The following is a 12,439-nucleotide window of genomic DNA, read 5'->3' as shown; positions in this document are numbered from 1 at the left end:
GGAGTGATGAAGCCAAACGATCACCGTTTACACCCGGGTGAGTTACCCGGCTGCTCCAAAGTGGACAACCGCTACCAGCAGTGATGCTCGGAATCGGTCATGTTGATCTTCGGGGTGATGGACAAGGTTTCGACGTTAATCAATTGCGGTCCAGTTCGCCCCTTCCGGATTCGGCACGTAAGGGTTAGAAAACGTCCCTAACCGGTGATCGGGTGGCTTATCTCCGATACGGGGGGTATCGATTTATCCCGTCAGGTCTCCCGAGGCCAGGAGGTAAGGAATGAAAGGCAAGTTCGGGCGATCCATCGCCCTGGTAGCCGCCGGCAGTCTGCTTGCGGTCGCGACGGCGGGGATCGCTTCGGCGAGCCCGGCAGGGGGCAAGGGGTCCTCCAGCACCCAGGCCCTCGCCGCTCAGGTGCTCCAGATGCGTGACGACCTGACCAAGGTGGCCTACGCGGGCAACGTCGGCGCGACGCGGGCGGATCTGGGTCAGCTGAACCCCGTGCTCGCGGACATCGCGGCGGGGAAGCGCTACACGATCCAGACCGACACCCAGCAGCTCGCCGGCCTGGCCAAGGGCCGCGCCGACGAGTCCGCCCGGCTGCTGGCCGACCCGACGGCGAAGCCGCGCCAGCTGCCGCCGTTGCCGCTGCCGCCGATCCCGGACCTGCCCGGCCCGCTGAAGATCGTCAGCGACCTGCTGAAGGCTCTGCTGGGTGCCCTGACCGGCATCCTGGGCGGCCTGCTCGGTGCCCTGCCGGTGCCGCCGCTGCCGCTGCCACCACTGCCGGTGCCGGGGTCGTGACGGCTTAGTCACAGGAAAGCAGCCACAGGAAAAATGGGGGGCCCGGGGCCCGGCGGCGGACATTTCTCCGCGCCGGGCTCCGGGTTTCCTGGGTGGTCGGCGGCGGCTCACCTCAGTGTCTTGAATGACTCATTCGGGTCTTGGGAGGTCCTGAATGAGTCATTCAAGACACCGGACCGCCTCCGACCGCGGTTCCACGCGAGCGGTAGGTCCGCACAAGGTGGTTTGCCCACCTTGTGCGGCATCTGACGCAGCGAAGGGCACCTTCCTTGCGTCACCGGCACGGAAGGTGCACTTCAGTACGCGTTGGCCCGGAGCGGTCAGTCCCGTGTGGACAGACCCTGGCGCAGGGCGCCCGCCATCTCGGCCATCGCCTCGCGGAACCGGGTGCCGACCCCGGTGAAGTTGATGAACCCGTGGATCAGGTCCTCGTGCCGCCGCAGCGCCACCTCGACCCCCGCTTCGCGCAGCTTCTCCGCGTACGCCTCGCCTTCGTCGCGCAGCGGGTCGAACCCGGCCGTGACGACCAGGGCGGGCGGCAGGCCGCTCAGGTCGTCCGCGCGCAACGGCGAGAGCCGCGGGTCGGTCAGGTCCGTGCCTTCGGGCACGTAGTGGCCCTCGAACCACTTCATGTGCACGTCGGTCAGGAACAGGTCCTCGGCGAACAGGTCCTGCGAGCGGTAGCGCCGCGCGAAGTCCGTCGCCGGGTAGATCAGCAGCTGGAACGCCGGTGCCGGGCCGCCGCGGCGGACGGCCTGCTGGGCGGTCACCGCGGCGAGGTTGCCGCCCGCGCTGTCGCCGCCGACGGCGACGCGGGCCGGGTCGGCGCCGAGGTCGGCCGCCTTGGCCACCGCGTACTCGAACGCCGCCAGCGCGTCCTCGGTCGCCGCCGGGAAGGGGAACTCCGGGGCCAGCCGGTACTCGATCGACAGCACCCGGACGCCGGCGTGCTTGGCCAGGTAGCGGACGGCGTTGTCGTGGCTTGCGCGGGTGCCGACCACCCAGCCGCCGCCGTGGAAGAACACCAGCAGCGGCGACTTGTCGGGCAGCCCGGCCGGCGTGTACAGCGTCGCGGGCAGGTCCCCGTCGGGCGTCGGCACGGCGATCTCGCGCACCGAGACCGGCTCGATCGGCTTGCCGCTGACCAGGTGCCTGCCCAGGTCGAGCAGGGCGCGGGACTCCTCGACCGAGCCGCGGACCAGCTCGGCGCCCGCGATCTTCTGCAGCCGGAGCAGCAGCTGGGCGTCGAGCGCGAGTTCCTGGCCGTCGAGGCGGACGGGCCGTCCCGCCAGCGCCCGCCGGGCCGGTGCGGGCAGGCCGAAGACCAGCTGGGACGCGGCCGCCTGGACACGGATCGGGAGCGGGATCGCCATGGTTCCTCCTGAGCGTCGGTGCCGCCCTGGACGTTACTTGCCAGTAGGTAACGGGTCCAGCTGTGACCAGGACCTCCGTCCCAGAGTCTGGTCCTCCAGTTAAGTGGAGGGGTTAGCCTGGAAAACGTGACTTCAGCCAGGACGGTCAACGTGCTCGGGATCGGCGGCTCGCTCCGGGAGGGCTCGCAGTCCGAACACGCCCTGCGGATCGCGCTCGACGGCGCGGCCGAGGTGGGCGTGCGGACCAGCCTGCTCACCGGCCCGGAGCTGGTGCTGCCGTTCTACGACGCCGGCGTGCCCGAGCGCGACGAGCGCGCCACCCGGCTCGTCGAGGCCATCCGGCAGGCCGACGGCCTGATCGTCGTGTCGCCCGGCTACCACGGCGCGCTGTCCGGCCTGGTCAAGAACGCCCTGGACTACGTCGAGGACCTGCGGGACGACCGCCGTCCCTACCTCGACGGGCGCGCCGTCGGCCTCGCCGCCGTCGCCTACGGCTGGCAGGCCGCGGTGACCACGCTCGAGCAGCTGCGCACGATCACGCACGCCCTGCGCGGCTGGGCCACGCCGCTCGGTGGCTCGATCAACTCGGCCGAAACCAAGTTCGACGAGGCCGGGGGCGCGTCGGACGAGAAGAGCGTCCGCACCCTTCGCCTGATCGGGCGACAGGTCGCCGAATTCGCGGTGACGCGCGCCGCATGACGTTTTGCCCGGAGGCCGCCGGGTAACTCGTCCACGTGATGCCTGCCATGCAGCGGCACCATTCCGCGGGGCCGGGATGTTGTGCCCAGTGAGAACGCTCGAAGTGGAGCGTCCGGAACGCAAAGGCAGGCTGAACATGGGTCAGGCGCTCTACACGGCGGTGGCGACGGCACGCGGGGACGGCCGAAACGGCGAGGTGACGTCGTCGGACGGCGTCATCGACGAGTCGCTGGCCGTCCCGAAGGAGATGGGCGGCCCCGGTGGTGACAAGACCAACCCCGAGCAGCTCTTCGCCGCCGGCTACTCGGCCTGCTTCCACAGCGCCCTGCAGCTGGTCGCGCGCCAGGCCAAGGTGCCGCTGAACGGCTCGACCGTGACGGCGGAGGTGAGCGTGCTCAAGCAGGAGGTCGGCTTCGGCCTCGGCGTCGCGCTCAAGGTCTCGCTCCCCGGCCTGGACCAGGCGCAGGCCGACCAGCTGGTCGAGCAGGCCCACCAGGTGTGCCCGTACTCGAACGCGACCCGCGGCAACATCGAGGTCGCGCTCTCCGCGACGGTCTGACCCGCGCACCCCGGTCCGAACCAGTACGAGGAAAGGATCAACCAGATGAGCAACTCTCCGATCAAGAGCCCGCTGTCCGAGGCCGACAAGGAGATCACCGGCAACGCCCTGCAGGCCACGCTGGTCGACCTGGTCGACCTGTCCCTCATCGCCAAGCAGGCGCACTGGAACGTCGTCGGCCCGAACTTCCGCAGCGCGCACCTGCAGCTCGACGAGCTGGTCAACACCGCGCGCCAGTACGTCGACGAGGTGGCCGAGCGCGCCAACGCCATCGGCGTCTCGCCGAACGGCAAGGCGAAGACGGTCGTCGAGAGCTCGGGCGTGCCCGAGTACCCGGACAACTGGCAGTCGGTGGAGTCGACGGTCGCGGCGATCGTCGACATCCTCGCGGCCCTGATCGAGCGGCTGCGCAAGCGCATCGACGAGACCGACAAGAGCGACCTCGTCACGCAGGACCTGCTGATCGAGATCACCCGCGCGCTGGAAGAGGCGCACTGGATGTGGCAGGCCCAGCAGGCCTGACTTCGCGCCACGAAAGGGCCGTTCCGGACGGGACGGCCCTTTTTCGTCGGTGCGGGCCAGTACGTTCGGGGGCATGGTCTTGCATCAGGGGAACGCCGTCCGCCCGGACCGCGCGGCCGGGACGAATCCGTTCTACGCGGGGACGAACCCGGCACTGGCGGCCGGGTTCGTCATGCCGCACGACAAGCTGCGCGACGACCCGCTGCCCCCGGACACCGCGCTGCAGCTCGTGCGCGACGAGCTCATGCTCGACGGCAACGCGCGGCTGAACCTCGCCACGTTCGTCACCACGTGGATGGAACCGCAGGCCCGCGAGCTGATGGCCGAGTGCGTCGACAAGAACATGATCGACAAGGACGAGTACCCGCAGACGGCCGAGCTGGAGCGCCGCTGCGTGAACATCCTCGCCGACCTCTGGCACGCGCCCGACCCGGCCGACATCATGGGCTGCTCGACGACCGGGTCGTCGGAGGCCTGCATGCTCGCCGGGATGGCGCTGAAGCGGCGCTGGTCCCGGCTGGGCCGCGGCGGGAAGCCGAACCTGGTGATGGGCGCGAACGTCCAGGTGTGCTGGGAGAAGTTCTGCGAGTACTGGGAGGTCGAGCCGCGGCTGGTGCCGATGGAGGGCGACCGGTACCACCTGACCGCCGAGGAGGCCGTGGCCCGCTGCGACGAGAACACGATCGGCGTGGTGGCGATCCTCGGCTCGACCTTCGACGGCAGCTACGAGCCGGTCGCGGAGATCGCCGAGGCGCTGGACGCCCTGCAGGAGCGCACCGGCTGGGACATCCCGGTGCACGTCGACGGCGCTTCGGGCGCGATGGTCGCGCCGTTCCTCGACCCGGACCTGGTGTGGGACTTCCGGCTGCCGCGCGTGGCGTCGATCAACACTTCGGGCCACAAGTACGGGCTGGTGTACCCGGGTGTCGGCTGGGTGATCTGGCGTGACAAGGCGGCGCTGCCGTCCGAGCTGGTGTTCAACGTCAACTACCTGGGCGGCGACATGCCGACGTTCGCGCTGAACTTCTCCCGCCCGGGCGCGGAGGTGGCGGCCCAGTACTACACGTTCGTCCGGCTGGGCCGGGAAGGCTTCCGCGCGGTCCAGCAGGCGTCGCGGGACGTGGCGACGCACCTGTCGGCCGGGATCGCCTCCCTGGGGCCGTTCGAACTGCTGACCAGGGGAGACGAGCTGCCGGTGTTCGCGTTCACCACGCGTTCGGACAGCGGCTTCGACGTCTTCGACGTGTCCCGCCGGCTGCGGGAGCGCGGCTGGCTGGTGCCGGCGTACACGTTCCCGGAGAACCGGACGGACCTGGCGGTCCTGCGGATCGTGGTCCGCAACGGCTTCACGCACGACCTCGCGGACCTGCTGCTGGCGGACCTGGCCCGGGTCCTCCCGGAGCTGGAGCAGCTCGGCGGCCGCCCGAAGGACCCGGCCAAGGCGACCGCCTTCCACCACTGAACCCGTGACTCGCGTGATCCAGCCCGTAACCGGCGTGACTGGAGCCGTAACTCGCGTGATGGGAGCCGGACCGGGCCTGATCACGCGAGTTACGTGTCTGATCACGCGAGTTACGCGTGCTCGGCGTCTCTTCCTGTCGCCAGCGCTTGTACTCGCGGGTAACGTCGGGCGCATGGGTGTCGCTGCTGACGAACGCCGGGCGCTGAGCGCGCTTTTCGAGGATCTCGGGCCCGACGCGCCGACCTTGTGCGAGGGCTGGACCACGCGGGATCTCGCCGCGCACCTCGTCGTGCGCGAGCACCGGCCCGATGCCGCGCCCGGCATTCTCGTGCCCGCCCTTGCCGGGTACACCCGGAAGGTGCAGGACCGCTATGCCGCCAAGCCGTGGGCCGAGCTGGTCGGGCAGGTGCGGCGCGGTCCGGCGAAGTTCTGGCCCACCGCCATCGGGCCGCTCGACGAGCTGACCAACACCGCCGAGTTCCTCGTCCACCACGAGGACGTCCGGCGCGCGCAGCCGGACTGGGCGCCCCGGCCCGCCGACGCCACCCGGGACGCCGCCGCGTGGCGGTCGGCGAAGCAGGCCGCCAAGCTGAACCTGCGCAAGGCGCCGGTCGGCGTGACACTCCGGACCCGCGACGGCCGGGAGGCCGTGGTCAGGACCGGGCCGGACCCGGTCACGATCACCGGCGACCCGGTCGACCTGCTGTTGTTCGTCTTCGGCCGCGACGCCGTCCACCTCGACTTCGAGGGCGACGCGGCCGCTGTCACGAAGCTGCAGGCGGCGAAGCGGGGACTCTGAGCGCCCGGTCGACCCACCGCCCGGCCGGCAGCGCGACGACGACCGCGGCCAGCACCAGGTGCACGACCATGAACGCGACCGCGGCAGGCACGCTCGGCGGCCCGCCGAGGAACACGATCATGTGGGACGCCCACTTCAGCTCGGCCGGCTTCGCACCCGCCGCCCAGACGTCGTTGAGCGCCCAGAACGTCAGGTCGTTGACCCCCGAGATCACCACGAGGATCGACGCCACGCCGACCTTGAGCACGTTCGCCGTCCGGCCACCGCCGAGCCGGTAGGCCAGCAGCCCGAACAGCACGATGAACGTCGTGACGAACAGCTCGAACTGGTACACCGGCTCGAACGAGTCCGGCGACCGCCCGAACTGCTGGATCCGCAGCACCAGCTCGGTGTCCAAATAGGACATGTAGACGAAGACCGCGAAGACGATCAGCGCCGGGCCGAACCGGCCGCGCGGGAACAGCGACACCGTCAGCACCGCGAAGACGAACGGGCACAGCTTGAACGCCCATTCGCCGACGTTGTCCAGTGTCTGGTCCGGCGGCAGGACCACCATGATCAACAGGGTGCTGACCACGGCCGGGACGGCGGCGACCAGCCACAGCCACTGCCGCCGCCGGTAGAGCGTGCCGGCCCAGCCCGGCGCAACCGAAACCGTCACTCTTCCTCCAGCCGCGGCTTCTCCGCCCAGAACGGGCCGAGCGCCAGCGCGTCGACGTCGGTCTTGAGGTAGCAGGCGATCGCGTCCTGCGGGCTCGCGACGATGGGCTCGTTGTTGTCGTTGAACGAGGTGTTGACGACCATCGGCACGCCGGTGAGCCGCTCGAACTCGCTGATCATCCGCCAGTACAGCGGATTGTCCTCCTTGCTGACCGTCTGCACGCGCGCGGTGCCGTCGACGTGCGTGATCGCCGGGACCTCGTCGCGCTTGTGCGGCAGCACGTCGAACACCAGCAGCATCACCGGCGACGGGTAGTCGCTGACGAAGTACTCGCCCGCCCGCTCCACCAGGCACGACGGCGCGAACGGCCGGAACGCCTCGCGGTGCTTGACCTTCTCGTTCATCCGCGTCTTCGACTCCGGGTCGCGCGGGTCGGCGATCAGCGACCGGTTGCCCAGCGCGCGCGGGCCGCACTCCATCCGGCCCTGCACCCAGCCGACGATCCGGCCTTCGGCCACCTTCGCCGCCGTGTGCGCGGCGATGTCCTCGACGCGCGTGTATTCGACGCCTGCGTCCTGCAGTGCCTGCTCCATCTCGGCTTCGGTGTAGTCCGGGCCGGTGTAGGTGTAGCCGTCGCGCGGCCGCGGCTTGCCGTACTTGCCGACCGACACCGCGAGCGCGGCACCGAGTGCGCAGCCGTCGTCGGCGGCCGCGGGCTGGGCGAAGAAGTCCTCGAACGGCGTCTCCAGCAGGATCCGGCCGTTCATCACGCTGTTCAGCGCGACACCGCCGGCCACGCACAGCCGCTTCGAGCCGGTCTCCCGCTGCAGCCACCGCGCCAGGTGCAGGCCCGCCTCTTCGAGCGTCACCTGGAGTGCGTACGCGATGTCGCGGTAGTGCTGCGGGACCGGGTTTTCGGCCGTGACGCGGGTCTTGGGCCGCGCCGGGCCGAAGGTGTCGGTGAACTTCTTCGACATCACGTGCTTGCCGGTGCGGTGGTGGCCGAACCAGCTCAGGTCCAGCTCGAAGCTGCCGTCGTCCTTCAGGTGGATCAGCTGCTTGAACGCGTCGACGTAGGTGTCCTCGCCGAACGGCGCGAGACCCATGATCTTGCCCTCGTCCCGCGTCGGGTAGAAGCCGAGGTAGCCGGTGACCCCGGCGTACATCGCGCCGAGCGAATGCGGGAACTTGATCCGCCGCAGGTCGGTGATCCGGTTGCCACGGCCGTGCGCGAGGTAGGTGGCGGTGCCGTCGCTGCCGATGCCGTCGAAGGTGAGCACGGCCGATTCGTCCCACGGCGAGATGTAGTAGCCGCTGGCCGCGTGCGCCCGGTGGTGGTCGACCAGATGCGTCTTGAACTTCACCGGGCCGGTCCACCCGGCGGCTTCCTTGACGTCCTTTTCGAGGGTGAAGGACCGCTTGATGTGCGCGAGCACGGCCCCGCCGACGTGGTAGTCGTCGCTGCCCGTGCCGCCGCCGGTCTTGAAGGTGTCGACCAGCCCGGCCGACCGGCCGCCCTCGTCGCCGTTGGCGTTGCGGAAGACCTCCAGGGTGCCGGGGAAGTAGCGGGCGAACACCTTGGCGGCGTGGATGCCTTCCTTCCAGCGCTGCCAGTAGTAGGCGACGTGGTCGACGTCGGCCAGGGTGATCCCGCCGCGCTCCAGGCAGAACTTGATGGCCTCGGCGGGGAAGCCGCCGTCGTGCTTCACGCGCGTGAACCGTTCCTCTTCGGCGAACGCGACGATCTCGCCGTCCCGCACGAGCGCCGCCGCCGAGTCGTGGACCCTGCTGATCCCCAGTACGTACATGACTTTCCCTCCCAGTGGTTTCAGTGACGGCGGAGCAGGCGCCGCAGGACTGCCGCCTTGACCGCGAGGGCGAAGACGAGCGCGGCGAAGCCGCCCACCGGGCCCAGCGGCGGGACGAGCAGCGCCGCGGCCACGACGGTGGCGGCCAGTGACACGACGGCGGTCCCCGACGTCAGCGTCAGCACCTTGCTGTTGGTGTTTTCGACGAGGAAGCCCGCGTACAGGCCGATCGCATACAACGCCGTTTCGACGAGCACGAGGACGCCGAGGGCGAGGTAGGCGTCTTCGGCAGTGAGCAGCACGCGGGTGGCGGGCACGGCGAGACCGGCGCCGAGCAGCACGGCGAACGCGATCCCGGCCCGCTCGACGAACCGCAGCAGGACCGCCGCCCGTGCGCGCCCGGCCGCCGCGCCGGTGCCGCGCATCCGCCGCGAGACCGCAGGCTGGTGCAGCCGCAGCTGGTAGAACAGCAGCGAGCAGAACGCGCTCGACACGAGCAGTGCCAGGTAGAACGGGCCGCTGTCGGTGGTCCGCCCGGACAGCGCGAGCACGGCGAACACCACCGACGTCGCGATCACGTCGAGCAGTTCGGTCAGGCCGAGCAGGACGGTGCTGCGCGCGAACGCGGGCAGCAGCCGGTGGCCCGTGCTGCCGCCGCGCAGCCACGGCCTCGGCAGCAACGCCACCGAAGCGCCGAGAAGCACGAGAAGCCCGGCGAGCAGCAGCACCAGATGCGTCTCCGGTGACCAGCGCACCGCCCACGTCACGCAGGTGACGACGCCGACCACGACCGCTCCCGCGGTGAACGCGAGTGCGTCCAAAGTGGACTTCCCGCGCAGCCGGTGCAGCCCGGACACGGTCATCAGCAGCCCGCCGGCGATGGACCACGCCGCCGCCGTCAGGTAGAGCGCCGCGGCCGACCGCGGGGCCGTCACCAGCGCGACGACCATGGCGGCCAGCACCGCGAGCACCGGCGCCGCGGCGAGCCGGACCGCCAGGCCCGCGACGGCGTCCCGGGTCAGCCGCAGCCGCGGCAGGCTCTTCAGCGCGGACTTCTCCACCGCGGACGGCACGAAGTTCAGCCAGCCCATCAGGCCGAGCGCGTTGGCGAACCGCCCGTAGTCGTGGGCACCCCACGCCGTGATCAGGACCAGCCCCATCACCTGCACCGACACCCGGAACGCGCCCCGGCCGGCGAGCAGCCGCAGCACGACCGCCGTCCGCGGCGCGGCCACGACCGGCGGTGCGGTGGACGGCACGGTCACGGCAGGGGTACCGCCATGTCCTGCTCGTGGAGCAGGAACTTCAGCGTGCCGCGCACGGCGTTCTCCACCGACAGCAGCTCGGGCACCGAGCCGGCGGTGAGCACGACGTAGCCGAGCTTGTGGCCGGCCTGCTCGTAGGGCCGGACGAAGGAGCCCGCGTCGGCGAACAGGTGCAGCCCGACGAGGCCGGGCATCGCCAGGACGTCCTCCACACCGTCCACACCGGACAGATGACCGCCGCGGTCGGAGGCGAGGATGTGCACCAGGGTCGGCTTCGGCTCGTGCAGGTTCAGCCGCACCTCGCCGCCGGTGGCGGCCGCGATGCCGGCGGCGATCAGGTCGGCGCCGTAGCAGTGCTCGATGGCCTCCGCCAGCCCGTTGCCGCCCATCCGCGCCCCCATCTCGATGAGGTAGAGCCGCCCGTCCCGGCCGAGGACGGCGTCGAGGGTGAGCGGGCCGGTGCGGTAGCCGAGCTCGGTGCAGATGAGATCGAGTGCCTCGACCAGCTGCAGCTCGACGTCCGCGGGCAGGGCGCCGGGCAGCAGGTGCGACGACGTCACGAAGAACGGCGGCGGCGTCAGCGTGCGGTCGGTGACGGCGTGGAAGACGGTCCGGCCGTCGACGACCAGCGCCTCGATGGTGAAGTGCGTGCCGTCGAGGTGTTCCTCCACGACCAGCCGCCCGGACGGGGAGAACGCGAGCGACTCGGTGAACGCCGCGTTCAGCCGTCCCGGGCCGGAGCACGAGACGACCCCGCGGCTGCCGGAGGAGTCGACCGGCTTGACCAGTGCCGGGAAGCGCAGCTGCCGGGCGGCGTCGGCCAGTTCCCGGCCGGGACGGCCGCCGACACTGCGGTAGCTCGGCAGTCCCAGGTGGTCGCACAGGGCGCGGAACACGGACTTGTCGGTCGACGCCTTCACCGCGTACTCGGGCAGCGGATCCGGCATGCCCCAGTGCCGCGTCAGCCAGGCCAGCGCCGGCAGGCCGACGTCGCTGGCCGGGCAGAGCACGCCGGCAAGGTCGTCCCGTCCGTCGAGTGCCGCGGCGATCTGCTCCGGTGCCCGCACGCTGACCTGCAGGAACTCGTCGGCGCACGCCACCGCGGGCGCGCCGGGGCGGACGTCGACGCAGATCGTGCGGAACCCCAGTTCCCGCGCCCGCTCGTAGGTGCTGACCGAACCGTCCGCGCCCCCCAGGATCACCAGGGTCCTCTTCCGGTCCTGTTCGGACTTCGTCACGCTGAAACGCCTTTCCCCAGTTGGACGTCGATGAGCCGCGGACCGGTCTGGTCCTCGGCGGTGAAGAGCCGGTCGTCGGCGTCGACGGCGACGTTCGCTTCCCGGATGTAGAACTGCCGCGGCCGCGGCTGCCCGGCGCCGATCACGACGAGGTAGCGCACGGTCAGGGAGGAAACCAGCAGCAGCACGGAAATCAGGGCGAACAGCACCGCGGCCGTGGCGCTCGCGCCGAGCAGCCCGAACGCCGCCGCGCCCGCGGCGAGCACGCCGAGCCCGGCGGCGAACAACGCCGTCGCGGAGGCCGCCGTCGTCAGCCGCCGGGTGAACCCGACGAACAGCTCGATGGCGTGTGAGGCCAGGAATCCCATGCCCACTTTGGACTCACCGCGCGCACGGGCCCGGTGCGCCACCGGCACGCAGGTGTAGCGGCTGGTCAGCCGGGGGACGGTGGCCAGGAAGTACGGCGTGCCGAGCCTCAGGTCGACGATCTTGCGGGCCAGTTCGGCCCGGACCAGCCGGAACGCCGTGGCGCCCTGCGGGATCTCGATGCGCAGCACCCGGCGGCCGACGAAGTGGAACGCGGCGGTGCCCCAGCGCCGCAGCAGGGGGTCCTGTCGGTTGGTGCGGACGCCGAACACCGCGTCGTGGCCTGCTTCGGCGGCCGCGATGAGCTTCGCCGCCTCGGCCGCGGGGAACTACTGGTCGGCGTCGATGTGCAGGATCCACGGCTTCGCGGCATACCGGTAGCCCGCCGAGAAGGCGGCTTCGAAACCGAAATTGCGCGAAAAGGACACGTACCGCACCCGCGGGTCCGCGGCCGCGAGAGAATGGATCTTGGTCAGGGTCCCGTCGGTGCTCCCGTCATCGACGTAAAACAGTTCGAGCGAACACTGTCCCAGTGCGTTGGTGATTTCCCGATAGGACGGCTCGATGTTCTCGGCTTCGTTGAAGCACGGAATGACTACGCTGAGTCCACTTTGCTCCGGTCCAGGGAAAGTGCTGGTCATCTGCCTGGCCAAGGCCGCAGTACCGGTCTTGTGCCCGCTTGGTCACCGACCGTGGCATACCTGTCCATGAATCCCCCAGTGCTATCCGGTAAGTCCGCTTCTCCGTCTGCGCGACCAGCGAGTTATAAGCAGAAAAGCTTCCGTATGGGGACGGCAAAAACGCGAATTCCTCCTTTCGGACCAGGCAGGGGGTGGTGATCTTAGGACATTCGGCGTGTTCTGCCGCCGGAGCGCTTCCCAA

13 protein-coding genes are annotated in these 12,439 nt (G+C 70.4%); 6 read left to right on the top strand and 7 right to left on the bottom strand.

What is annotated here, in order from left to right:
- The first annotated feature begins 280 nt into the window (after positions 1-280).
- Positions 281-805 (top strand): hypothetical protein, encoded by a 525-nt coding sequence (locus tag ABJI51_RS08430; protein ID WP_348948918.1) that lies wholly within the window; start codon positions 281-283, stop codon positions 803-805.
- A 320-nt stretch (positions 806-1,125) separates the two neighbouring features.
- On the opposite strand, the gene ABJI51_RS08425 is transcribed toward ABJI51_RS08430, so the two are convergent.
- Positions 1,126-2,178, bottom strand: coding sequence for an alpha/beta hydrolase (locus tag ABJI51_RS08425; RefSeq protein ID WP_348948917.1), 1,053 nt, complete (start codon positions 2,176-2,178; stop codon positions 1,126-1,128).
- 126 nt (positions 2,179-2,304) lie between these two features.
- Between ABJI51_RS08425 and ABJI51_RS08420 the strand changes: the two genes are divergently transcribed.
- From ABJI51_RS08420 to ABJI51_RS08400, 5 genes are all read left to right on the top strand, one after another.
- Entirely contained in the window at positions 2,305-2,877 is a 573-nt protein-coding gene (locus tag ABJI51_RS08420) for an NADPH-dependent FMN reductase (RefSeq protein ID WP_348948915.1), read from the top strand.
- Between the two features lie 136 nt (positions 2,878-3,013).
- On the top strand, positions 3,014-3,436 hold the full coding sequence (locus ABJI51_RS08415) for an organic hydroperoxide resistance protein (protein WP_348949780.1): 423 nt from the start codon (positions 3,014-3,016) through the stop codon (positions 3,434-3,436).
- Between the two features lie 45 nt (positions 3,437-3,481).
- On the top strand, positions 3,482-3,958 hold the full coding sequence (locus tag ABJI51_RS08410; RefSeq protein ID WP_348948913.1) for a Dps family protein: 477 nt from the start codon (positions 3,482-3,484) through the stop codon (positions 3,956-3,958).
- Positions 3,959-4,031: 73 nt separating this feature from the next.
- On the top strand, positions 4,032-5,420 hold the full coding sequence (gad, locus tag ABJI51_RS08405) for a glutamate decarboxylase (RefSeq protein WP_348948911.1): 1,389 nt from the start codon (positions 4,032-4,034) through the stop codon (positions 5,418-5,420).
- A 172-nt stretch (positions 5,421-5,592) separates the two neighbouring features.
- Positions 5,593-6,219, top strand: a complete 627-nt coding sequence (locus tag ABJI51_RS08400) for a TIGR03085 family metal-binding protein (protein ID WP_348948909.1) — start codon at positions 5,593-5,595, stop codon at positions 6,217-6,219.
- Here ABJI51_RS08400 and ABJI51_RS08395 read toward each other — a convergent pair.
- From ABJI51_RS08395 to ABJI51_RS08370, 6 genes are read right to left on the bottom strand one after another with little or no spacing between them, the layout of a single operon-like run.
- Positions 6,185-6,880, bottom strand: a complete 696-nt coding sequence (locus ABJI51_RS08395; RefSeq protein ID WP_348948907.1) for a hypothetical protein — start codon at positions 6,878-6,880, stop codon at positions 6,185-6,187. The genes ABJI51_RS08400 and ABJI51_RS08395 overlap by 35 nt on opposite strands.
- A complete protein-coding gene (locus ABJI51_RS08390) occupies positions 6,877-8,688 on the bottom strand; it encodes a carbamoyltransferase family protein (protein ID WP_348948905.1) in 1,812 nt (603 codons plus the stop codon). The genes ABJI51_RS08395 and ABJI51_RS08390 overlap by 4 nt, the downstream gene beginning before the upstream one ends.
- 20 nt (positions 8,689-8,708) lie before the next feature.
- Positions 8,709-9,953, bottom strand: a complete 1,245-nt coding sequence (locus tag ABJI51_RS08385) for a hypothetical protein (protein WP_348948903.1) — start codon at positions 9,951-9,953, stop codon at positions 8,709-8,711.
- Positions 9,950-11,191 carry an ATP-grasp domain-containing protein gene (locus ABJI51_RS08380; RefSeq protein WP_348948901.1) on the bottom strand — a complete coding sequence of 414 codons (1,242 nt, stop codon included), beginning with the start codon at positions 11,189-11,191 and terminating at the stop codon, positions 9,950-9,952. The genes ABJI51_RS08385 and ABJI51_RS08380 overlap by 4 nt, the downstream gene beginning before the upstream one ends.
- Entirely contained in the window at positions 11,188-11,829 is a 642-nt protein-coding gene (locus ABJI51_RS08375; protein ID WP_348948899.1) for a glycosyltransferase family protein, read from the bottom strand. Before ABJI51_RS08375 ends, ABJI51_RS08380 begins: the two co-directional genes overlap by 4 nt.
- 57 nt (positions 11,830-11,886) lie before the next feature.
- Positions 11,887-12,198, bottom strand: a complete 312-nt coding sequence (locus ABJI51_RS08370; protein WP_348948897.1) for a glycosyltransferase — start codon at positions 12,196-12,198, stop codon at positions 11,887-11,889.
- Positions 12,199-12,439: the final 241 nt, after the last annotated feature.

Origin of the sequence: Amycolatopsis melonis (genome assembly GCF_040064235.1) — a bacterium.
Classification (GTDB): domain Bacteria; phylum Actinomycetota; class Actinomycetes; order Mycobacteriales; family Pseudonocardiaceae; genus Amycolatopsis; species Amycolatopsis melonis.
Note: the sequence above shows the minus strand (reverse complement) of the source record. Positions and strands in the feature narration are given on the sequence as shown.

What these genes read in the sequence shown, in the direction of transcription:
- ABJI51_RS08430 (WP_348948918.1), top strand. Translation starts at nt 281, where the DNA reads ATGAAAGGCAAGTTCGGGCGATCCATCGCCCTGGTAGCCGCCGGCAGT.
- ABJI51_RS08425 (WP_348948917.1), bottom strand. Translation starts at nt 2,178, where the DNA reads ATGGCGATCCCGCTCCCGATCCGTGTCCAGGCGGCCGCGTCCCAGCTG.
- ABJI51_RS08415 (WP_348949780.1), top strand. Translation starts at nt 3,014, where the DNA reads ATGGGTCAGGCGCTCTACACGGCGGTGGCGACGGCACGCGGGGACGGC.
- ABJI51_RS08410 (WP_348948913.1), top strand. Translation starts at nt 3,482, where the DNA reads ATGAGCAACTCTCCGATCAAGAGCCCGCTGTCCGAGGCCGACAAGGAG.
- gad (WP_348948911.1), top strand. Translation starts at nt 4,032, where the DNA reads ATGGTCTTGCATCAGGGGAACGCCGTCCGCCCGGACCGCGCGGCCGGG.
- ABJI51_RS08400 (WP_348948909.1), top strand. Translation starts at nt 5,593, where the DNA reads ATGGGTGTCGCTGCTGACGAACGCCGGGCGCTGAGCGCGCTTTTCGAG.
- ABJI51_RS08390 (WP_348948905.1), bottom strand. Translation starts at nt 8,688, where the DNA reads ATGTACGTACTGGGGATCAGCAGGGTCCACGACTCGGCGGCGGCGCTC.
- ABJI51_RS08370 (WP_348948897.1), bottom strand. Translation starts at nt 12,198, where the DNA reads ATGACCAGCACTTTCCCTGGACCGGAGCAAAGTGGACTCAGCGTAGTC.